Raw genomic sequence first — 21,120 nt, forward strand, 5'->3', positions numbered from 1 at the left:
TACTTGTGGGTATTTTTTGAGCCTGCTCAAACGCATCAGCTTCAAGGATCAGGCGTTTCAACAGCGCGAGGACGCCATCCTCGACGCTGCCACGCGCATCCTGACCAATCGCGGTTTTGACCTGATGACGATGGACGAGGTTGCCACCGACGTGGGTGTCTCCAAGCCCAGCCTCTACAAGCACTTCAAGTCAAAAGAGGAGCTGGCCGGCGAATGCATGATCCGCCTGCTCGACGGCGCCAACGAAACGCTCGCCGCCCTGCCCGACGACCTGCCCGCGCTGGAGCGCATCCGCCGCCTGCTGGGCTGGGCGCTTGATCTGCGCCTGAAAGGTGGCCTGCCCTTCCTGCCCGCCACCAGCCCGCACGTGCGCGACATGCTGGTGAAAAACCTCGGCTACACAATGCGCGCGCTCAAGCTCAACAACGCGCTGGTCAAACTGGTGCGCGACGCGCAGAAGACCGGCCAGATGCGCAAGGACCTGCCGGAGGACGTGATCCTCTACTCGTTCTACGCCCGCACCTGCGACCCGTCCGTCGAGTTCCTGCGCCTCTACAGCAAGCTCAGCAACGCCGAGATCGTGGAGCACACGCTGTCGGTGTATTTCGGCGGGGTTGGCGCCAAACCGTAGCCGATAGCCTTGGCCACAAAGGCGCAGCGCTCCCCCGCTCCGCTGTCATCCCCGCGAAGGCGGGTACCAAGACCGAACGCACCCTCGCTGTAGTTGCTCAGATCGCTTTAGTTGCCGTCATCCCCGCGAAGGCGGGGATCCAGACCGAATGCGCACCAGCGATGGTTGTCTTTCAGGCAATCATCTGCACGCGAAAACGCTATAGCTTTTCAGAGAAACGCCCATTGGCTATGGGCTCAGCGTGCTATTCATCGAAAAGTTGACTTCACACCAAAAAGGCCTTCAAGCCCAATTCAAATGCGGCTTTCACTGAAAAGATGCTGCATCAAAACATACTTCTAGCCACTAAATACATATAAGTGAAATTATAATTATTTCCGTCTCATCCCTTCCCGGATGCCCATCATGTCGCAAATCACCCTCTACCTCGACGACGCCACGCAAGCTCTGGTCGATCAGGCAGCGCACGCGCATGGCATGTCCAAAAGCCGCTGGGTGGCCGAGGCCATCCGCCGCTACGCCGCGCAGGAATGGCCACCCGCCTGCCTGAACCTCGCAGGCAGCTTCCCGGACTTCCCCCTGGTGGGTGACGGCACTGGTGACGCGCAGCCGGAAGACACGCCGCGCTTGGGCTTCTAGCCGCCGGCCATGTTCATCCTCGACAGCAACACCATCAGCTACTACTTCCGCGGTGACCCGCAGGTGGTGCCGCGCCTGCAAGCCATCCGGCCCGCCGACCTCGGCGTGCCCGCCATCGTGGAGTACGAACTGCAATACGGCCTGCTGCGGCTCCCGCCCGAAGCCGCCGCGCCAAGGCTCGCCGCGCTCAAGCAGCTATTGCAGCCAATGCAAATGCTCCCCTTCGACAGCGAATGCGCCGCCGAAGCCGCCCGCATCCGCGCTGAGCTCGAAGCCGCAGGCACCCCAATCGGCCCGCACGACACCCTGATCGCCGCAACAGCAATGCGCTATCAGGGCACGCTGGTCACGCGCAATGTGCGGGAGTTTTCGAGGGTGATGGGGTTGCGGTGGGTGGATTGGAATGAAGTTTCACAACGCTAGCAGCGTCACCAGTAAGTGAACGGCTCTTCGGGCCACTTTGTCGGTAGGTACCTGAAGCGATCCAAAACAAATTGCATTTCAGGTACCGACTTTCCTCGCAAGTGTCGATAACCTGCCTGGACCGCATATTCGAGGCGCCCGCCAGTGAACAAAAATTGCTCTATCGACGTAACGCAAACCTGCATAGATTTTCTGGAAAAGGAAGTACGCGAATCTCCGATACCAGGTGAAAGTGCCGCTGCGAAGCGACTACTTGAGCGCTCGTCAGAGTTGCGCGAAGTCTACGAAGAACTCGGACGCAATCTTCGCAATCGGCCAGACGCGATCAACACGTTTCTAGGTTGCGTAATAAGTACGATGGCAGGTTGGAATCCAGAAGAAAACCTGAACGCGCGCAAAGCACGACAACGGTTGATCGGCATCAACCGTCAAATCGCGAGCGTTGCGGGCGAACTGGCCACACTTCTGGAGCAGCGCTCGGAATTGCAGAACAGTTCTGGTTTCAGGGGCGGCACTCACTATGATGTTTGTGAGTTGATTGAAGACGCTTCGTCGCACATCGATCGATTTGGATCCGACGTCAAACCAAAGTTGCGACAACTGCGGCGAGAATACGATCTCAAGTATTGGCCATCATTGAGCGCAATCGTATTTGCTCTCGCAGAAGATGCCGCGTCTTCGCACGTTGAGGCGGGAGACCCTTTGACGCTCGCTGCCGTTGAATCAAGTCGCGCCTCCAAGGCCGACTTCATCAAAGCGTTGTTCGAGTCAATTGCCGAAAACACCGGCGCTCAAATAAATAAATTGCCTCCGTACTTCAGGCTCCCGGATTCGGAGTGGGCTTCATTGATTAACGTCGCGCTAAATCTCGAACCGGGCGAAATCGCCGACGCGGTTTACATAAAGGGGGTGCGAGCGCGTAGAAAACAAAAACGCGAACAATAGACAATCGCGCTCACTGCGGTCTAGTGCTTACGAAGTTTTTCAGAACAGGCTGCACTTGATCGACTTGTGACGCCCTTCCGGAACCGCTTTGCGAATCGCGCACAACTGCTTCGCGCTGAGTGGCCCGTCATCCGCCTCGTACGCGGGCAACAGCGCGCGCGCAAGCTGGCGCAACGCGTAGTGCAAGACCTGTGTCTCGTTCATTCCCAACGTCGCGACCAGTCGCGAGAGCGTCTCGCGACTGACACCTATTTCCGAGTCGGTCGTGCTTATTGTGAACAACACGTGATCGGTACTTGCAGTCTTGTTCATTGCAAATTTCTTGTTGATGCTGAAAGCTATGCGGCAAAAGCGTCGCCATTCTGCACCCAGCATCGCACGGGCTCAGAGCCGATTGGCGTGTCTAGCTGATGCAACAGCGCGTTCACAGGTGTTCCAAGTTGGAACAACTGGCCGCATGTCCCAGCCGACTCTCTCGGCGAACGCCGGTCGGCACGCAACCTGCATTCAGCTCGCACCCAGCGTAAGATTCGCTAGTCGTATCGCCACGATATCGTGGCGGTGCCGCTCGTGGTTCGACAAGCTCACCACGAACGGGAAGAATCGCTCACCACGAACGGACTGATAGACCGCCCCCTGCTTCGACAAACCGCAACCTTTGACAACACGATCATGGACAACCTCGACCTCGACGTTCTCAAAACCGCCCTCGCCTGGACTGACAGTGGTCGCCGGGCGACGCTGGGCACGGTGGTGCGCACCTGGGGCAGCGCGCCGCGGCCGATTGGCGCGATGATGGCGATTCGTGATGACGGGCAGGTGATTGGCTCGGTGTCGGGCGGCTGCATTGAGGATGACCTGATCGCCAAGGTGAAGGACGGCAAGCTCGCCGCGCGGCTGCCGGAGAGTGTTCGCTACGGTGTGTCAGCCGATCAGGCGCATCAGTTTGGCCTGCCCTGCGGCGGCACGGTGGAGATGGTGCTGGAGCCGCTGACGCCGCAGAGCGATATTCGCGGCCTGCTCGCCGATCTGGAGGCGCATCGCATTGTGAAGCGCACACTGAACCTGGCCACCGCCGTCACCCACCGCGCCGATGCCACCGGCGCCGACGTGCTGGCCTTTGACGGCAACACGCTCACCACCATTCACGGCCCGCGCTACCGGCTGCTGATCATCGGCGCCGGCCAGCTCTCGAAGTATCTGGCGACGATGGCGATCCCGCTCGACTATCAGGTGACGGTGTGCGACCCGCGCGACGAGTATCAGGAGCAATGGCACGATCTTCCGCAGGTGACCATGACCAAAGAGATGCCGGACGACACGGTAATCGCGATGAATCTGGATCGCAACAGCGCGGTGGTGGCGCTGACGCACGACCCGAAGCTGGACGATCTGGCGTTGATGGAGGCGCTCAAGTCACCGGCGTTCTACGTGGGCGCACTGGGTTCGAGGCGCAACAACGACAAGCGCCGCGAGCGGCTGCTGGAGTTTGACGTGACGGCCGAGGAGCTGACCAAGCTGCGCGGCCCGGTCGGCCTCGACATCGGCGCCAAGACGCCAAGCGAAATCGCCATCTCCATCCTCGCCGAAATGACGGCGATGAAACGCGGCGTGACGATGACGCGCAGCAAGAGCGAAGTGCCGGCGGCGGCAACCACTTCGGCGGGGTGTGCGCTGTAGGTGCTCCGTTCGACGTGGTGGTTCGACAAGCTCACCACGAACGGATTACGAACACGAGGTAAATCGTAGGGCGGGACGCTCGCGGTCCCGCCTCGTGTCGTTGCCGCAGGCCTGTCAGCCGATGGGCGCGTTGCGCCACTGCTTTCGGCGGCACCGCTAGCGTGCCGCCCTACGACATGACCACCCGATCGCACGCCCCGTAGGTGCACACTTGTGCGCGCTGCGCAAGCAAAAAACCAGACCGAAGTGCCTGCGCTTGCGTACCGTCACATGAGTCTGGCGGCCTCACGGTCTGGATTCCCGCCTTCGCCGGAATGACAAATGATCGTAGGGCGGGACGCTTGCGGTCCCGCCTTGTGTCGTTGCCGCAGGCTGATCGGTCACGGGGCGCGGTAAGCCACCGCGTTCGGCGGCACCGCTAGCGTGCCGCCCTACTGCCGCTGCGCCTAGAACGTCGCCTTGACCGTGCCGAGCTTCTTGCCGAGATCGGCGGACGGCATGTAGCCGACGTTCTTACTGCCATCAGCAAATACGACGTGCGGCACCGGGCCGACGCCGAGGCGTTTGGCGAGGCCGGCGACGCGCTGCGTCGGGTCGGCGCAGGCTTTGTCCGCTGCGGCTGGGGCTTTGCTGCGCAGCATCCAGTCGTCGTAGGCCTTGATGCGGTCGGCCGAACACCAGAGGTCGCGCGCCTTGGGGGCGGAATCCTGGCTCAACTGCGCCACCATGAAGGTGTAGACGGTGATGTCGTCCATCTCGGCGAAGCTCTGGCGCAGCTTTTTGCAATAGCCGCAATACGGGTCTTCAAACACGACGACCTTGCGAGTGCCCTTGCCCTTCACCAGCTTCACCGCATCGTTGAGCGATTCGCCAGACCAGAGCGCCGGCATTACCTTCGCTTCCATCTCGGCGACCAGCGCCTCCTTGCGCTCGCGGGTGAGGTCACGCCCCTTGTCTAGATCAACCAGCGAGCCCTGGAAGAGGAAGTTCGCCGTCTCGTTCACGTAGAGCACGTCGGTGCCGATCTGCACCTCGTACAGCCCGGCCATCGGCGCCGGGCGGATGGCGTCGATCTTGCCACCACCGTTGATCTTGGGGCCGAGCACCTTGCGGATGTTGTCGGCGACGGCCGGAGCGACCGTGCCGGCGGGGGTCTGCGCGAGGGCGGGCAACGCGACCAGCACAAGCGCGGTGGCAACACCGGCAAAACGCGCCGCAAGGCGGGAGGCAAACATCATGACTTACTCCAAAAAACTTTCGTCGCAATCTATGCGTAATGAAACCACAAACTAGACGGTGATCCGCTGCAACGTCTTCTCGCGCCCGAGCGTGAGCATCAGCGCGTCCACCGCCGGCGCCTGCGCGACACCCGTGAGCAGCACGCGCAGCGGCATCATTACCTGCGGCGTTTTGAGCGCAAACTTCGCTTGTGCTTCTTTCAGGATCGCAGCCAGTGCGGGTTTGGCCCATTCCGTCACCGCGAGCTGCTCTTTGACCCAGGCAATCGCCGGTTTGTTCGCGTCGGTCAGATGTTGCGCCAGCAGCGCAGCGTCGGGCGTGACAGCGTGATAGCAAAAGTGGGCCAGTTCCGCCATCTTGCGCAGGGTGGGGGCGCGTTCGCGCAGCAGCTCGGCGACGGCGAGCGCGCTCGGCCCGACATTCAAATCGTAGCCCTGCTCGCGCAGGAACGGTTCGAGTTTTGCGGCCAGCACGTCCACCGGCAATCGCTTGACGTGCTCGCCGTTCAGCCATTCGAACTTTTCAGCGTCGAAGCGTGCAGGTGACGGCGTCAGTGACTCAAGGTTGAACCATTCAACCAGTTGCTGCGGCGTAAAGATTTCGTCGTTGCCGTGCGACCAGCCGAGGCGCGCGAGGCCGTTGATGATCGCCTCGGGCAGATAACCGTTGGCGGCGTATTCGTTGAGCCCGGTCGCACCGTGGCGCTTGGAGAGCTTTTCGCCGTCGTTGCCGAGCACCGTCGGGGTGTGGCCGAACACCGGCGGCTCCTTGCCAAGCGCGCGGAAGATGTTGATCTGCCGCGGCGTGTTCATCACGTGTCCATCGCCACGGATGACGTGGCTGATCTGCATGTCGATGTCGTCCACCACCACGCAGAAGTTGTACGTCGGCACACCGACCTCGCCCACCGGCGCCTGCCGCGCGATCACCAGATCGTCGAGCTCGCTGTTGGCGATCTCGATGCGGCCCTTCACCGCGTCGTCCCACGCCACCACGCCGTCGTCCGGGTTGCGGAAGCGGATCACCGGCAGCACACCGGGCGGCGGCGTGAGGCCTTGCTTCGCCACGTTCTCCGGCCGCCAGTGCCCGTTGTAGCGCGGCTTTTCGTTGTTGGCCTTCTGCTTTTCGCGCAGGGCATCAAGCTCCTCCACACTCATGTAGCAGTGGTAGGCACGGCCGTCGGCCAGCATCTGCGCCACCACCTCGCGGTAGCGCGGCATGCGCTGCATTTGATAGAAGGGGCCTTCGTCGATATCCAGGCCCAGCCAGGCCATGTCGCGCAGGATACCGTCGGCGCTGGATTCGCTGGAGCGCTCGAGATCGGTGTCCTCGATCCGCAGCACAAACTGGCCGTTGTGATGGCGGGCATAGGCCCACGCAAACAGCGCAGTGCGGATGTTGCCGAGGTGCAGGGTGCCGGTGGGTGAAGGCGCGAAGCGCGTGCGAATCGGGGCGCGGGGTCCGGTATCAGTTTTACGGTCAGTCATCATCCAATTTTATTGGCACGCCATTGTCGCGAGCCATTGCCCTGGACGATCGGCGCAAATCGCAATTGGGCGCCACGCAGGCGAATTACGGGAAAACCCGTAATCATATATATCATCTATATGACTTATCATTCCGGCGATTACGTCGCCAGTTAGTTTGTCGCCGGCAATTTGATACTGTTGAGAACTGACGTTTTGAGGAGGACTGTGTTGTGAAGAATGTACGTTTGCGTGCTACGCGCCTGACTGCAGTGACGACGGCACTTGTGGCCATGTCCATGCTGACCGCTCATGCTGCGGATCTGCGCGTGCAGTGCTATTCCGATGGCAATGAGTGCGAAGTGACCGGCGAAATCGCCAAGCGCTTCGAGGCCGCCAACCCTGGCACCAAAATCATCATCGACAAAGTGCCTTACAAGGCCGTCGTCGAAACGCTGCCGGTGCAGCTTGCCGCCGGCGAAGGCCCGGATATCGCGCGCGTCACCGATCTCGGTGGCCTGAACAAGTATTACCTTGACCTCACGCCACACCTGAGTGCGGCGCGACAGAAGGCATGGCAGGACAATTTCGCGTCCACGCTCAGCTGGTTCCGCGCCGGCCCGACCGACAAGGGCATCTACGGTCTGATGTCGCAATTGACGGTCACTGGTCTGTATGTGAACAAGACGCTGTTTGAACAGGCCAAAGTGCCGATGCCGCCAGCCACCGCAACGTGGGATGACTGGATGGCCGCCGCGAAAAAAGTGGCCGATGCGACCAAGACGCCGTTCGCGGCCGCCATGGATCGCACGGGTCATCGCTTCGCACCGCTGGCTGTCGCCTACGGTTCCAAATATTTCGACGCCAAGGGCGGCCCGGTGATTGACGACGGCTTCAAGCTGGCCGCGAACAAGTTCGTGGGTTGGCACAAGTCGGGCCTGATGCCGAAAGAAGTGTGGGGCGGCCTCGGCGGCTCTGCCTATCGCGACGCGTTTGAAGAGTTCGCCAACGGCCGTATCGTGCTGTATTACTCCGGCTCGTGGCAGGTGAACCGCATGGACAAAAACGTCACCAAGTCGTTTGACTGGGCGGTGGCGCCGGCACCCTGCGGCCCGGCGGGTTGCACGGCCATGCCCGGTGGTGCGGCCTACGTGGGACTGAAGCGCACCAAGGCGCCGGCCGAAGTGGCGAAATTCCTCGACTTCCTGGCGACGGACGCGAATTACGCAGAAATGATGGCGAAAACGGAAAATATTCCGGCACATCTGGGTGTGGCAAAAGCGGGCGTGACTTACAACGTGTCACCGTTGGCGAAGGCTGCGCTGAACACGTTCGTGGGCGATGTTGGCAAGATTCTCAAGCCGAACTTCGATTTGCAGGGCTATCGCCTGAATCGCGCGGTGTTCCAGCCGACGGCGGCACGTCTGGGTCAAGCCATCGCTGGCGAGATCACCGTTGATGATGCGCTCAAGCGCCTGGCGTCGGATCTAGACGAGCAGGTGAAGGCAGCGGCGAAGTAGTGTGCAGGGTGGGCTTCGGCCCACCACCCCTGCCTGTCTGCGTCAAAAAAGTGTTGAGCCGTTGTGCTCAACACGCGCCGCAGCGATCAGCGCCGCAGTTCGCCAGTAAACGTAGTGCAGCTTTTTACTAAATGCCTCATTCAAGATGGGCGTAGCGCACGATAAGCCACAAAGTCGACTTTAGCCGTTTTCGCGGTTCAGGCCCAATTAAATGGGCGATCCGGCCAAAAGACGTAAGGATCAAATCATGAAAACCAGACCCGGTACGCCGTGGTTCTTTCTGGCACCGAACGTGATCGTGATCCTGCTGTTCACTTTCGTGCCGATCGCAATCAACATCTACTACGCGTTCACCGGCGGCGTGAACCTCTACCCGTTGCAACGACCCGGTGTTGGCGTCGAGAACTTCTCCACGCTGCTCGAATGCGGCTCATACCTTGACCCGTCGAGTTGCACCAAGGACGTGTTCTGGCGGTCCATTTTCAACACCGCCAAATACGCGTTCTTCCAGGTATCGCTGATGGTGCTGTTCAGCCTCATCACCGCGCTGGTGCTGAATCGCAAGATCATCGGCCGTGGCTTCTGGCGCGGGGTGTTTTTCTACCCTGTTCTACTCTCTCCCGTCGTCGTTGCGCTGATCTGGAAATGGATCCTGCAACGCGATGGTCTGCTCAATGCCGCAATGGTGGCCGTTGACGCACCGCCTGTGCTCTGGCTCGCGGAACCGGGCTGGGCGTTCTTCTGGGTCACCTTCGTATCCATCTGGGCGCACATGGGCTTTTACATGCTCATTCTGCTCGCCGGCCTGCAGGCCATTCCAGCGGACTTATACGAAGCCGCGCAGCTCGACAAAGCCTCGCCCTGGCGCTCGCTTACGCGGGTGACGCTGCCGCTGCTGATGCCGAACTTGATGGTGGTGCTGGTGCTGGCGCTGATCAAGGCGGTGCAGACATTCGACGACGTTTTCGTGCTCACCGGTGGCGGGCCCGGCTCGGCCACCACCTTCATCGTGCAGTTCATCTATCACACCGGTTTTGTCGAACCGGTGCGGCTCTACGGCATTGCGGCAGCGGGTTCGTTGTTGCTGGCGCTGGCGCTGGTTGCATTGACGCTGTTGCAGTTGCGACTATCGAAGGCTGACGAAATGGGGGAGCGCGCGAAATGAAGGCACTCAAGTTCCTCACCCGCACCCGCAACGGACGCAGCCTCGACTGGACGGACTGGCTGTCCTACGTCTACCTGACGCTGGGCCTCTTCCTGATGTTCGGGCCAGTGATCTGGCTGGTTGGCTCGTCATTCAAAACCGAGGCGGCGCTGAACGAATTTCCGCCGTCGTTTCTACCGTACGGGCAGAAGGCGGTGGCGGTGCCCGGCGAAGAAAAAATGAAGCCGGTCTACCGCATCAAACTGCCGGACGGAACCACAAAGGAATTGCCCGAAGTGCGCCGCATCGGACTCATGGCCACGCACATTGACCCGGCACGACCGGACGAACCGATTCGCGTCAACGTGAAAGACCGCGAGCCAGTGCGCGAATTCAAACTCGCCACCGAGAACTACACCGACCTCGGCGGCAAGATCCAGTTCGGCACGTACCTGTGGAACTCCGTGTTCATCACGCTGGTGGCCACGATTCTCACGCTGCTGTTCAACTCGATGGCAGCGTTTGCTCTGTCGAAATACAAATTCAAGGGCCGCACCTCAGTATTCCTGCTGATTCTCGGAACCTTGATGGTGCCGCCTGCCATTGTGCTGGTGCCGAATTTTCTGGTGGTATCCGAGCTTGGGATGCTCAACAGTTTGTGGGGCGTCATCTGGCCAGCGATTGCGACGCCGACTGGCGTCTTCCTGTTGCGGCAATACATGCTCACGATTCCCGACGAACTGCTCGACGCCGCGCGCATGGATCACGCGAGCGAGTGGCAGATTTACTGGCGCATCGTGCTGCCACTGGCCGCACCGGCGCTGGCGGTGCTGGCCATCTTCTCGGTGATGTGGCGCTGGAATGACTTCCTGTGGCCGTTGATCGTGCTCTCGAAGAACGAAAAATTCACGCTGCAACTGGCACTCAACGCGTTCCAGGGCGATCTCGTCACGCAGTGGAACTACCTGCTGGCGATGACGGTGATCACGCTGCTGCCAATCACCATCGTGTTCGCTTTCCTCCAGAAGTACATCACGCAGGGCATTGCGTCCGCAGGGGTTAAATAATGGCTTCGCTTCAACTCAAAAACGTCGTCAAAGACTTCGGCAGCGCGAAGGTGATTCGCGGAGTCAATCTCGACGTGCATGACGGCGAATTTGTCGTCTTCGTCGGCCCGTCCGGCTGCGGCAAGTCGACACTGCTGCGCATGATTTGCGGACTGGAAGACATCACGTCGGGCGAGCTGTTCATCGACGGCACACGTGCCAACGACATTCGTGCGGCGGACCGCGGGCTCGCCATGGTGTTCCAGTCGTACGCGCTGTACCCGCACATGACCGTGTATCAAAACATGGCGTTTGGTCTTGAAAACATTGGCACGCCAAAAGATCAGGTGAAGAGCAAGGTCGATGCGGCGGCGAAGCTGTTGCGACTCGACACCTTGCTGGAGCGCAAGCCGACACAGCTCTCGGGTGGCCAGCGTCAGCGCGTGGCGATCGGCCGCTCCATCGTTCGCGAGCCCAAGATTTTCCTGTTTGATGAACCGTTGTCGAATCTTGATGCCGAACTTCGCGTATCGATGCGTGGCGAAATCACCGGCCTGCATCGCCGCCTTGGCGCCACCATGATTTACGTGACCCACGATCAGGTGGAAGCCATGACCATGGCCGACAAAATCGTCGTGCTGCGCGCCGGCAATATCGAACAGGTTGGCACGCCGCTCGATCTCTACAACCGGCCGGATAACAAGTTTGTCGCCGGTTTTATCGGCTCGCCACAGATGAACTTTGTGCCGGTCACAGCGGGGCATGGCGACAACATCGTGACCGACCACGGCGCGACCTTTGCAATGCGTACCGAAAGCAAGCCCGCATCGGGCACCGCACTCACGCTCGGCGTTCGTCCGGAGCACTTGACCCTTGAGGCCACACAAGGCGCAATCGCGTTGCCAATGACGGTCACTGGCGTGGAGCAACTGGGTGGGCATTCCCTGCTCTACGGCACATTGCCGGGCGGCAAAGCGGGTGCCGAAGGCCCACGAATCACGGCGCAGGTGGCAGGGCAGGTCAGCACGAAGATCGGCGAAACCGCTACGGTCTACGCTGCGCCCGATATCTGCCGGTTGTTTGCCACGGACGGCAACGAACAGGCGGTGCGCTGATGACACCGCTACGCGTAGCGCGCCTGAAGGCCGCGCAGGATGGTTGGATTGAGGTTACATTCGACAGCGGCTGGCACTGCCGCATTGGCATCGTGGCCGATGGGCTGGGTCGCGTGTTGTTTACTGCACCGGACGGTCTGCGGGAGCCGGTGACATGGTCCATTGCCCCTAACGTCGGCAAGGCGCAAGATCGCACCCAAGTTTTCGCACGATCCATTGCGTCAGTCGCACAAAGCAACGATGGCGCGACGGCTGAGTCCGCAACACTCCGAGCGAACATCCGCCTCGAACCCTTCGCCATCGACTGGGAACAAAAGATCGGTGACAACTGGCACGTCTGCTGTCGCGACCGCGCGAGTTATGCGTACGGCAGCGCAGCGCGCTCAGGCACGCTCACGCACTGGCAGGCACGCGACGCTGAAGACCAGTATTTCGGCCTCGGCGACAAGACCGGGCCGCTCAACAAGTCCGGCCGCCGCCTGCGCACACGGCAGCTCGACGCGCTCGGCTACAACGGCGAGACCAGTGACCCGCTTTACAAGCACTGGCCGTTCTTCCTCGGGCGCCGGGCCGACACTGGCAGCACCTACGGCATCTACTACGATACGCTGGCCGAATGCACCTTCGACTTCGGGCAGGAGTACGACAACTATCACGACTTCTATCGCTCGACGGAGATTGCCGACGGCGACCTCGACTTCTACGTGTTGGCCGGGCCTGATGTATCGGCCGCGCTCGCTCGCTTCGTCGCGCTGATCGGTGGCACCGCGCTGCCACCGCGCTGGACCCTGGGCTTTGCCAACACTGCGATGGCGCTCGCTGACTTTCCGGACGCCCAGCACAAAATTCGCGAGTTTCTCGGCTTTGCGGAGCGTGACTGCTTCCCGCTATCAAGCTTCCACTTTGGCTCCGGGTATACCAGCCGTGGCAAGCAGCGCTACGTGTTCACCTGGAACACCAGCAAATTCCCCGATGCCCGCGGATTGCTCGCAGCGTTCAAGTCGGCTGGCGTGCGCACGATGGCAAACCTGAAGCCCTGCCTGCTCAACGATCACCCGGCCTATGCCGGTATCGAGGCAGCGGGCGGTTTTGTGCGTGACAGCGCGACCGGCAAGCCCTGCCTCGACCAGTTCTGGGACGGCTGGGGTGCGCATCTCGACTTCACACGCCCAGCCGACCGCAAGTGGTGGCAAAACGGTGTCAAACAGCAAGTGCTCGGCTTCGGTATTGATACCGCGTGGAATGACAACAACGAGTACGAGATCTGGAGCGAGTCCGGCCAGTCGCACGGCGGCGATGGCGGTGAGGGCAACGCGAAGCCAATCCCGATTCATCGTTCGCGCTCGCTGCATGCGCTGCTGATGACGCAGGCCACGTACGAAGCGCAGGCCGAGAGCAACCCCAACGAGCGCGTCTACACCGTCACCCGCGCCGGCCCGCCGGGCATCCAGCGCTACGCCCAGACCTGGAGCGGCGACAACACGACGAGCTGGCACACGATGCGCTGGAACCAGCGCATGGCGCTGACCATGAGCCTTTCCGGCATGTTCAACGTAGGGCACGACATCGGCGGCTTTGCCGGACCGGTGCCGAGCCCGGAAATGCTGATCCGCTGGACGCAGGCGTGCTGCCTGGTGCCGCGCATGATCATGAACTCATGGAAGGCCGACGGCAGCGTCAATTCGCCGTGGCTGCATGCGAGCGCCACGCCAGCGATCCGCGCGGCCATCGGGCTGCGCTTGCGCTTTATGCCGTATCTCTACACGCTGATGTGGCGGGCAAGCACGGCGCACCAGCCGGTGTTGCGGCCAACGTTTTTTGACTTCGGCGACGACGCCAACACGTGGCGTGACAACGATGAGATGATGGTCGGGCCCTATCTGCTGGTCGCGCCGGTGTTTGAAGATGGTGCCCGCAGCCGGACGCTCTACCTGCCACTCAGCAAAGAATCTGCCGGCTGGTTCGACTACTGGACGCAGCAGTACTACCCCGGTGGCCAGACCATCACCGTTGATGCGCCGCTGGATCGGGTGCCGCTGTTTGTGCGGGCCGGAGCACTGATCCCAATGTCCGACGGCGAGGACGATCTGGCGAAGACCGAGGAGCCGTCGCGCGCCTTGCACTATTGGCCAGTGCCGGCCGGCTCGGCGGGCACGGCAACGGATGCCACGGAAGCGCTGCTGTTTGAGGATGATGGCCTGCAAACCACGCACGCCGCTGATCGCCACGTCCTTCACGGTCTGCGCGCTGCGGCGAACAAGGATCAGTTGACCATTTCGCTGACGCAGACGGGCGAGTGGCCGTTGCCATATGACCAGATTCGCGTGGTGTTGCCCGCCAGCGAACAGCGGCCCCTGCACCTGCAGTCGAGCGGTGTGGCGCTGGTGCGCTGACCGCGCCTGGCGCAATGGCGATGTGGCCGTGGCTGGGTGACCCGCTGGCGACCGCGCAGCGGCGCGCAGACTTGTGGCGGCTGCTCGGGCCGCGCCCGGCCCTGCCAGCCCCGCCCCAGGGCGAATTGCTGCGCCGTGAATCCACAGACGCATGCCGCGTTGAACACTGGTCGTTGAAGCTCAATAACGTCGAGCCAGTTCCGGCGCTGCTGCTGCGTCCTCTTGATGCTCCACCGCGTGGGCTGGTGCTCTACTGCCACGCTCATGGTAATCGCTTTGCGATGGGCAAGGATGAGCTGCTGCTTGGCCGCCCGGCGTTGCTATCACCGGCGTATGGCGAGGTGTTGCCGGCGATGGGTTACGCGGTGCTCGCGATTGACCACTGGTGCTTCGGTGAGCGCAATCGCAACAGCGAGCGGGCGATGGCCAAGCGCCTGTTGTGGGAGGGCAAAACGCTGTGGGGCTATCGCGTGCATGACAGCCTCACGGCGCTCGACTGGGCGCTGGCGCAACCGGGGTTGGCCAATTTGCCCGTCACCGCGCTCGGGCTCTCGATGGGCAGCACGATGGCTGTCTGGTGCGCCGCGCTCAATGAACGCATCACGCAGTGCATCGATCTGTGCTGCCTCGCTGAATATGAAGCGCTGCTCGCCAACGGTAACTTTGATTTGCACGGAGAATATTTCTTCGTGCCGGGACTGTGTGCCGAATTCACGGCTGCAGAGATCAGCGCGCTGATCGCTCCGCGAGCACACCTGTCGTGCTTCGGTCGCGACGACCCGCTCACGCCGCCGACCGGAGCGCGCATGATCGACGAGTCGATGCAGCAGGCTTACGCCGCGCTCAAGGCCCCTGAAAATTGGCGCCAGATTGCATTTGACTGCGGGCACCAGGAGACAGCGGCGATGCGCACCCACGTGCTGAATCGGCTGCGACGGGTTGTGGCGTAAGGCGTGTCAGCGGAAGACGGCAAGAAGTCGGAAGCAGCTTTTTTGTCAAACCCTTACCGAACAAGGGCTAGAGGCATAGAAGTAACAGAAGTCGACTTCGGCGCAATATCATCACTGAGCCCTTTTTGATCAAGGCTTTCATGGAAAAGCTACTTCGTCGATAGCAGCCGCTCAACCCGCAAAATGCCGCTGTCACCGAGTCGCCCGAGGCCGATGAATCGGGCGGGCGCGTCGCCGGTGTAAACGCGGCAAAGCGTTGAGTCGGCGGTGGCGCCAGACACATCAGCGTTTGCTACCCTGCTGAGGGCCACCAGTTTGCCGTTGCAAAGATTGGTCGCGTTGGCGGTATCGAGGTCGATGCGCGGCAGGTCAATCACCAGCGAATCTGTTGGCAGCAGCCACGCCAGCCGTTGCTCGTCGCTCGCTTCCATCCATGCATCCAGCGGGCGCGCTTCCGACAGGCTAAAGCCACCGGTGCGCGTGCGGCGCAGCGCTGCGAGATGGCCTGCGGAGCCCAGCGCGACCGCCAGATCGACCGCCAGCGAACGGATGTAGGTGCCTTTGCTGCACAGCACCTCGATGTCGGCGCGTTGCGTTGCTTCGTCAAACGCCAACAAAGTGATCGCGTGAATCGTTACTTCGCGCTCGGCAATCTCGACCGACTGCCCTGCCCGCGCGTACTCGTACGCGGGCTTGCCGGCGATCTTGAGCGCGGAAAACGCTGGCGGCTTTTGCCGGATAGGCCCCTGGAAGGTCGCCAACGCAGCAGCAACGTCACTTGCCGTCAGAGAGCGATCGCTGCGATGGGTGACTTCACCCTCGGCATCACCAGTGGTGGTCGCCGCGCCAAACTGCACCGTGGCGAGATAGCCCTTGTCGGAATCGAGCAGCCGCTGCGCGAACTTGGTGGCCTCGCTGATGCATATCGGCAGCAAGCCGGTCGCCAGCGGGTCCAACGTGCCGGTGTGCCCGACCTTGCTGACACCGAGCGGACGCATGACTCGACGCAGGCGGGATACGACGGAAAATGAGGACATACCCGCCGGCTTGTCGACGAGCGCAACGCCGTGCGGTGTCATGACGACTGCTAACGGTCGGCTTCGGGGGCGCCGGGGATCGCGCCTGGCGAGTCCGGCGCAATCACACGGGCGTCATCGGCGCGGGCCTGATCAATCAGCGCCGAGAGCCGGGTGCCTTCTTCAAACGTCTTGTCGTACTCGAAGCGCAGTTGCGGCGCCTTGAAGATCGACAGGCGCTCTGCGATGCCGTGACGTAGAAAGCCGTTGACACTGCGGAAGCCCGCGTCAGCATCGGCCTGGCCGGCGTAACCGGCGTGGCAGACGTAGCGCACCATCGCGTGGGACAGATCGGCGGTGACCTCCACCTGAGTGATGGTCACACCTTTCACACGCGGGTCCTTGACCTCAAGCGCGAGCATCTGTGCGAGCTCGCGCTGGATCTGCTCGGAGATTCTCAACGCGCGCGGGGAAAAGCCCTGCTTCATTCCGTTACAGCGTACGCGACACTTCGACGATCTCGTAGATCTCGAGGCGGTCGCCTTCCTGGATTTCGTTGTAGTTCTTGAGCGAAAGACCGCATTCGTAGCCTTCCTTCACTTCCTTCACGTCGTCCTTGAAGCGTTTGAGCGAATCGAGCTCGCCGCTCCAGACCACCACGTTGTCGCGCAGCAGACGGACCAGCGATCCGCGCTTGACGATACCTTCAAGCACGTAGCAACCGGCCACCGCACCAACTTTCGAGATGCGGAACACCTGGCGGATTTCGACGAGGCCGAGGGTGCTTTCCTTCTGTTCGGGCGCCAGCATGCCGGACAGCGCGTTCTTCACGTCATCAACCGCTTCGTAGATGATGTCGTAATAACGAATCTGCACGCCTTCGGCCTCGGACAGCTTGCGCGCGGCCGCATCGGCACGCACGTTGAAGCCGATCACGATAGCCTTGGAAGCCACGGCGAGGTTGATGTCGCTCTCGGTGATGGCACCCACTGCGCTATGCACGATCTGCACACGTACTTCGTCGGTAGACAGTTTGCCGAGCGCGTGTGCCAGACCTTCGTACGAGCCCTGCACATCCGACTTGATGATCAGCGGCAGCAGCTTGGCGGCCGTCTCGCCCATGTTGGCGAACGCGTTTTCGAGCTTGGCGGCCTGCTGCTTGGCCAGCTTGACGTCGCGGAACTTGCCCTGACGGAACAGTGCGATCTCGCGCGCCTTGCGCTCGTCGCCGAGCACCAGGATGTCGTCACCGGCCGAAGGCACGTCGGACAGGCCCTGAATCTCGACCGGAATCGCCGGACCGGCCGAAGTGGCGTTCTTGCCGTCCTCGTCGTTCATCGCGCGTACACGGCCAAACACCGAGCCCGCCAGCACCATGTCGCCGCGCTTGAGTGTGCCGCTCGTAACAAGCACCGTCGCGACCGGGCCCTTGCCCTTGTCGAGGCGGGCCTCGATGACCAGGCCACGCGCCGGCGCATCGACCGGTGCGCGAAGTTCGAGCACTTCGGCCTGCAGCAGGATGGTTTCGAGCAGCGTGTCGATGCCCTGGCCAGTGAGTGCGGACACCGGCACGAAGATCGCCTCGCCGCCGTATTCCTCGGGCACGACGCCTTCGGTGACGAGTTCCTGCTTGACACGGTCGGGGTTGGCCCCCGGCTTGTCGATCTTGTTGATGGCGACGATCATCGGCACGTTCGCAGCCTTGGCATGCGAGATAGCCTCCTTCGTCTGAGGCATCACACCGTCGTCGGCCGCGACCACCAGGATCACGATGTCAGTAACCTTGGCACCGCGCGCACGCATGGCGGTAAACGCCTCGTGGCCCGGCGTGTCGAGGAAGGTGATGACGCCGCGCGGCGTCGTCACGTGATAGGCGCCAATGTGCTGCGTGATGCCGCCGGCTTCGCCGCTGGCGACGCGGGCACTCCGGATCTTGTCGAGCAGCGAGGTCTTGCCGTGGTCGACGTGGCCCATGATGGTAACGACCGGCGGTCGCACCTCAAGCTTGGCATCGCCGTCGCCGACGTGTTCGGTCAGCGCTGCATCGGGATCGTCGTCCTTGGCGGCCACAGCGGTGCGGCCCATCTCCTCGACGAGAATCATCGCCGTGTCACGATCGAGCACCTGATTGATGGTGACCATCTGGCCCATCTTCATCATGTTCTTGATAAGTTCGGCGGCCTTGATGGACATCTTGTGAGCGAGTTCGGCGACGGTGATGGTCTCCGGCACCACAATCTCGCGCGGCGTTGCATCCGGTTGCTCAACCATCTGCTGTCGGCCACCGTCGGAACCACGCTTGCCACCATGTGACTTGCCGCGCGCACCGGACTTCCAGCCGTCTGCTGCACCGGCCTCAGGCGCAGCGTCGCGCCCCTTCATGACCTTCTTGCGCGCCGCATCTTCCTGCCAGGCAGGCGACTTCTTGTCGCCGGCCTTGCTGCCGGGACGTGCACCGCCCGAAGCCGGTGCATCCTTGGCGCCAGGCTTGGCCGTCGTCGGTTTGGCTGGACGATGCAGCGTGTTCTCAGTTGACTTGGGCTTGGGCGGCAGCGGCGTCAAATCCACGCGCTCGCCGATTCGGGGCCGCGGCGCCTCCGTCGCAGCACTGGCTACCGACGGTGGGGGCGATGCGACCGGAGCCGCAACCGCTTTGGCGGGAGCTGCAGCCACCGGCTGGGCGCTCGGCGCGCTCTCCGGCTTGCTGGCGACAACCCGCGTCACTGCTTCGCCAATCACCGGCGCTGGCGCTGCTACCACCGGCGCGGGCGTCGGCACCGGCTCTGCGGGCTCCGTGACGGCCTCGGTTGCTGCGCTTTCTGCCTCAGCAGCAACCTCAGCCGTGGCGGCTTTTGGCGCAGAACGTGCGGCTTCGCGTGCCTGCTTTTCGAGCTGGCTGCGTTCTTGCGCCTCGCGCAACGCAGCGTCCCGCGCTGCTTCTGCCTCGCGGGCAGCGACCTCCTCCGCCGACAGCACAGCCACGGCGGGTTGCGCGGCAACGGCTGGCGCCGGTGCCTCGGAGGCTCGGGTGACGAGCACGCGCTTCTTGCGAACTTCAACCTGTACGGTGCGTGATTTGCCCGACGCATCGGCAGTTCGCAACTCGGTCGTCGACTTGCGCGTCAGCGTGATGCGCTTGCCGGCGCTTTCATCAGCGGCCCCGTGCTGTTTGCGCAGATAGTCGAGCAATTTGCCCTTGTCGCTGGCAGAAAGTGGCGCGTCGGCACTGGAGGCGGCAACGCCGGCTGCAGTGAGCTGCTTTAGCAAAGCTGCCGGGCTGAGATTCAGCTCGGTCGCAAACTCGGTAACTGTGGTTTTCGTGATACTCAAGCGGCCCCCGATTTCTACTGCGCTGCCGCGAACCAGGATTCGCGAGCACGGGCAATCAGTTGTGTTGCTGCCTTGGCGTCAGAGCGGCTCATTTGCTGGCGCTCTTCGTCGGTCAAGTCGGCGAAGTCATTGTCGATCAACGCGCGCGCGCGCTCTTCCGGAAGCACGCGAATCGCGCATAGCTCATCTGATGCGAGATCAGCCAGCGCGTCGCGCGTGGTGATGCCAAATCGTGACAGCTTCATCAACAGTTCGGTGTCGACACCTTCCAGGGTCTTGAGGTCGTCCGCCGCGTTCTCGAGCACTTCTTCCTTGGCAATTTCTTCCGTCAGTGCAGCGTTGCGCGCGCGGGTGCGCAATTCCTGGACGGTGTCGTCATCAAAAGCTTCGATCGCCTGCAACTCGCCGAGGGGTACATAGGCCACCTCCTCGACGGTTGAAAAGCCCTCGTCAACGAGGATCTGCGCCACTTCCTCATCGACGTCGAGCTTTTCCATGAAGGCGTTGCGCAGCCGGACTGCCTCTGCTTCAGCCTTGTTGGCTGACTGCTCCTCGCTCATCAGATTGAGCTGCCAACCCGTCAGCTCGGATGCAAGACGTACGTTCTGACCGCCCTTGCCAATTGCCAGTGCAAGGTTGTCTTCGTTGACCACGACGTCCATTGCATGCCGCTCTTCGTCGACGACGATGCTGGTGATCTGTGCCGGAGCCAACGCGTTGATGACGAACTGGGCCGTGTCTTCGGCATACAGGATGATGTCGATGCGTTCGCCGGCCAGTTCATTGGTGACCGAATTGACACGCGAACCGCGCATGCCAATGCAGGTGCCCTGCGGGTCAAGGCGCGGATCGTTCGACTTTACGGCGATCTTTGCACGCAGGCCAGGATCACGGGCAACGGCCTTGATTTCGATGACGCCTTCTTCGATTTCCGGCACTTCGAGCTCAAACAGCGCGGCCACGAATTGCGGTGCAGTCCGGGAAAGAATCAGCTGCGGGCCACGCGCCTGCCGATCAACACGAAGCACATAAGCTCGCACCCGATCGCCCACGCGGAAGTTTTCCTTGGAAATCAGCTGGTCGCGCGGGATGACGCCTTCGACACGACCGGACTCAACAATTACATTGCCACGATCAATTCGCCGTACCGTCCCGTTGATGAGTTGGTCATTGCGGGACAGGAATTCCTCCAGTACTTGCTCGCGCTCGGCGTCGCGCACCTTCTGCAGAATTACCTGTTTGGCGGCCTGCGCCCCGATGCGACCGAACGGAATCGGCTCCAGCGATTCTTCGACATACTCACCCATCTGCTTGCTGGTGTCGAATTCGTGCGCCTCACGCAGCATCATCTGATTGTCGGGATCGACGAATTCCTCGTCCGGAACGATCAACCAGCGACGGAACGACTTGTAGTCTCCGGTTTCTCGATCAATCTCGACGCGCGCTTCAATGCGTTCCTTGTTCAGGCGCTTGGTGGCGGACGCCAAGGCCTGCTCCAGTGCCTGGAAGATGATTTCTTTAGGGACGCTCTTTTCGCGTGCCAGCGCATCTGCAAGAACGAGGATTTCGCGATTCATAGTTTT

General features: G+C 61.7%; 18 protein-coding genes. 11 read left to right on the forward strand and 7 right to left on the reverse strand.

Annotated elements, in window-relative coordinates; genetic code table 11:
* The first annotated feature begins 16 nt into the window (after positions 1–16).
* The 4 genes from FKL89_RS12665 to FKL89_RS12680 all read left to right on the forward strand — a co-directional run bounded on the left by FKL89_RS12665 (position 17) and on the right by FKL89_RS12680 (position 2,638).
* Positions 17–631, forward strand: a complete 615-nt coding sequence (locus FKL89_RS12665) for a TetR/AcrR family transcriptional regulator (protein WP_156863144.1) — start codon at positions 17–19, stop codon at positions 629–631.
* Positions 632–1,036: 405 nt separating this feature from the next.
* The gene (locus FKL89_RS12670) at positions 1,037–1,270 is read left to right on the forward strand and encodes a ribbon-helix-helix domain-containing protein (protein WP_156863146.1); all 234 of its coding nucleotides are present in this window, start codon (positions 1,037–1,039) and stop codon (positions 1,268–1,270) included.
* Between the two features lie 9 nt (positions 1,271–1,279).
* Positions 1,280–1,693: a type II toxin-antitoxin system VapC family toxin gene (locus FKL89_RS12675; RefSeq protein WP_156863148.1), complete on the forward strand. Its 414-nt coding sequence runs from the start codon at positions 1,280–1,282 to the stop codon at positions 1,691–1,693.
* A 144-nt stretch (positions 1,694–1,837) separates the two neighbouring features.
* Positions 1,838–2,638 carry a hypothetical protein gene (locus tag FKL89_RS12680; protein WP_156863150.1) on the forward strand — a complete coding sequence of 267 codons (801 nt, stop codon included), beginning with the start codon at positions 1,838–1,840 and terminating at the stop codon, positions 2,636–2,638.
* Between the two features lie 39 nt (positions 2,639–2,677).
* On the opposite strand, the gene FKL89_RS12685 is transcribed toward FKL89_RS12680, so the two are convergent.
* A complete protein-coding gene (locus FKL89_RS12685) occupies positions 2,678–2,950 on the reverse strand; it encodes a hypothetical protein (RefSeq protein WP_156863152.1) in 273 nt (90 codons plus the stop codon).
* Positions 2,951–3,310: 360 nt separating this feature from the next.
* On the opposite strand from FKL89_RS12685, the gene FKL89_RS12690 reads away from it, so the two are divergent.
* On the forward strand, positions 3,311–4,318 hold the full coding sequence (locus FKL89_RS12690) for an XdhC family protein (protein ID WP_156863153.1): 1,008 nt from the start codon (positions 3,311–3,313) through the stop codon (positions 4,316–4,318).
* Between the two features lie 446 nt (positions 4,319–4,764).
* Here the strand turns inward: FKL89_RS12690 and FKL89_RS12695 are convergent, their stop codons facing one another.
* Entirely contained in the window at positions 4,765–5,556 is a 792-nt protein-coding gene (locus tag FKL89_RS12695) for a DsbC family protein (protein ID WP_156863155.1), read from the reverse strand.
* A gap of 51 nt (positions 5,557–5,607) precedes the next feature.
* Complete coding sequence (gene gltX / locus FKL89_RS12700; protein WP_156863157.1) at positions 5,608–7,044, reverse strand: glutamate--tRNA ligase; 1,437 nt, start codon at positions 7,042–7,044, stop codon at positions 5,608–5,610.
* A 272-nt stretch (positions 7,045–7,316) separates the two neighbouring features.
* Here gltX and FKL89_RS12705 point away from each other — a divergent pair, with 272 nt between their 5' ends.
* From FKL89_RS12705 to FKL89_RS12730, 6 genes are all read left to right on the forward strand, one after another.
* Positions 7,317–8,543: an ABC transporter substrate-binding protein gene (locus FKL89_RS12705; protein ID WP_156863159.1), complete on the forward strand. Its 1,227-nt coding sequence runs from the start codon at positions 7,317–7,319 to the stop codon at positions 8,541–8,543.
* A 247-nt stretch (positions 8,544–8,790) separates the two neighbouring features.
* Entirely contained in the window at positions 8,791–9,708 is a 918-nt protein-coding gene (locus FKL89_RS12710; RefSeq protein WP_238363352.1) for a carbohydrate ABC transporter permease, read from the forward strand.
* Positions 9,705–10,754: a carbohydrate ABC transporter permease gene (locus tag FKL89_RS12715; RefSeq protein WP_156863163.1), complete on the forward strand. Its 1,050-nt coding sequence runs from the start codon at positions 9,705–9,707 to the stop codon at positions 10,752–10,754. Before FKL89_RS12710 ends, FKL89_RS12715 begins: the two co-directional genes overlap by 4 nt.
* Positions 10,754–11,848 (forward strand): ABC transporter ATP-binding protein, encoded by a 1,095-nt coding sequence (locus FKL89_RS12720; RefSeq protein WP_156863164.1) that lies wholly within the window; start codon positions 10,754–10,756, stop codon positions 11,846–11,848. Before FKL89_RS12715 ends, FKL89_RS12720 begins: the two co-directional genes overlap by 1 nt.
* Positions 11,848–14,241, forward strand: coding sequence for a glycoside hydrolase family 31 protein (locus FKL89_RS12725; protein WP_156863166.1), 2,394 nt, complete (start codon positions 11,848–11,850; stop codon positions 14,239–14,241). Before FKL89_RS12720 ends, FKL89_RS12725 begins: the two co-directional genes overlap by 1 nt.
* Positions 14,242–14,261: 20 nt before the next feature.
* Entirely contained in the window at positions 14,262–15,191 is a 930-nt protein-coding gene (locus FKL89_RS12730; protein ID WP_156863168.1) for a dienelactone hydrolase family protein, read from the forward strand.
* 149 nt (positions 15,192–15,340) lie between these two features.
* On the opposite strand, the gene truB is transcribed toward FKL89_RS12730, so the two are convergent.
* Genes truB through nusA form a run of 4 tightly spaced genes read right to left on the reverse strand, consistent with a single transcriptional unit; the run spans position 15,341 to position 21,114 of the window.
* Positions 15,341–16,270 carry a tRNA pseudouridine(55) synthase TruB gene (gene truB / locus FKL89_RS12735; protein ID WP_156863170.1) on the reverse strand — a complete coding sequence of 310 codons (930 nt, stop codon included), beginning with the start codon at positions 16,268–16,270 and terminating at the stop codon, positions 15,341–15,343.
* An 8-nt stretch (positions 16,271–16,278) separates the two neighbouring features.
* Positions 16,279–16,695 carry a 30S ribosome-binding factor RbfA gene (gene rbfA, locus FKL89_RS12740; RefSeq protein ID WP_156863172.1) on the reverse strand — a complete coding sequence of 139 codons (417 nt, stop codon included), beginning with the start codon at positions 16,693–16,695 and terminating at the stop codon, positions 16,279–16,281.
* A gap of 4 nt (positions 16,696–16,699) precedes the next feature.
* Entirely contained in the window at positions 16,700–19,531 is a 2,832-nt protein-coding gene (infB, locus tag FKL89_RS12745; RefSeq protein ID WP_156864688.1) for a translation initiation factor IF-2, read from the reverse strand.
* A gap of 20 nt (positions 19,532–19,551) precedes the next feature.
* Positions 19,552–21,114: a transcription termination factor NusA gene (nusA, locus tag FKL89_RS12750; RefSeq protein WP_156863174.1), complete on the reverse strand. Its 1,563-nt coding sequence runs from the start codon at positions 21,112–21,114 to the stop codon at positions 19,552–19,554.
* Between the last annotated feature and the right edge of the window lie 6 nt (positions 21,115–21,120).

This window comes from Casimicrobium huifangae, from assembly GCF_009746125.1.
GTDB classification, from domain to species: domain Bacteria; phylum Pseudomonadota; class Gammaproteobacteria; order Burkholderiales; family Casimicrobiaceae; genus Casimicrobium; species Casimicrobium huifangae.

Coding starts and splice junctions, on each gene's coding strand:
- FKL89_RS12670 (WP_156863146.1), top strand. CDS start 1,037: ATGTCGCAAATCACCCTCTACCTCGACGACGCCACGCAAGCTCTGGTC.
- FKL89_RS12675 (WP_156863148.1), top strand. CDS start 1,280: ATGTTCATCCTCGACAGCAACACCATCAGCTACTACTTCCGCGGTGAC.
- FKL89_RS12685 (WP_156863152.1), bottom strand. CDS start 2,950: ATGAACAAGACTGCAAGTACCGATCACGTGTTGTTCACAATAAGCACG.
- FKL89_RS12690 (WP_156863153.1), top strand. CDS start 3,311: ATGGACAACCTCGACCTCGACGTTCTCAAAACCGCCCTCGCCTGGACT.
- FKL89_RS12695 (WP_156863155.1), bottom strand. CDS start 5,556: ATGATGTTTGCCTCCCGCCTTGCGGCGCGTTTTGCCGGTGTTGCCACC.
- gltX (WP_156863157.1), bottom strand. CDS start 7,044: ATGACTGACCGTAAAACTGATACCGGACCCCGCGCCCCGATTCGCACG.
- FKL89_RS12705 (WP_156863159.1), top strand. CDS start 7,317: ATGTCCATGCTGACCGCTCATGCTGCGGATCTGCGCGTGCAGTGCTAT.
- FKL89_RS12710 (WP_238363352.1), top strand. CDS start 8,791: ATGAAAACCAGACCCGGTACGCCGTGGTTCTTTCTGGCACCGAACGTG.
- FKL89_RS12715 (WP_156863163.1), top strand. CDS start 9,705: ATGAAGGCACTCAAGTTCCTCACCCGCACCCGCAACGGACGCAGCCTC.
- FKL89_RS12720 (WP_156863164.1), top strand. CDS start 10,754: ATGGCTTCGCTTCAACTCAAAAACGTCGTCAAAGACTTCGGCAGCGCG.
- FKL89_RS12725 (WP_156863166.1), top strand. CDS start 11,848: ATGACACCGCTACGCGTAGCGCGCCTGAAGGCCGCGCAGGATGGTTGG.
- FKL89_RS12730 (WP_156863168.1), top strand. CDS start 14,262: ATGTGGCCGTGGCTGGGTGACCCGCTGGCGACCGCGCAGCGGCGCGCA.
- truB (WP_156863170.1), bottom strand. CDS start 16,270: ATGACACCGCACGGCGTTGCGCTCGTCGACAAGCCGGCGGGTATGTCC.
- rbfA (WP_156863172.1), bottom strand. CDS start 16,695: ATGAAGCAGGGCTTTTCCCCGCGCGCGTTGAGAATCTCCGAGCAGATC.
- nusA (WP_156863174.1), bottom strand. CDS start 21,114: ATGAATCGCGAAATCCTCGTTCTTGCAGATGCGCTGGCACGCGAAAAG.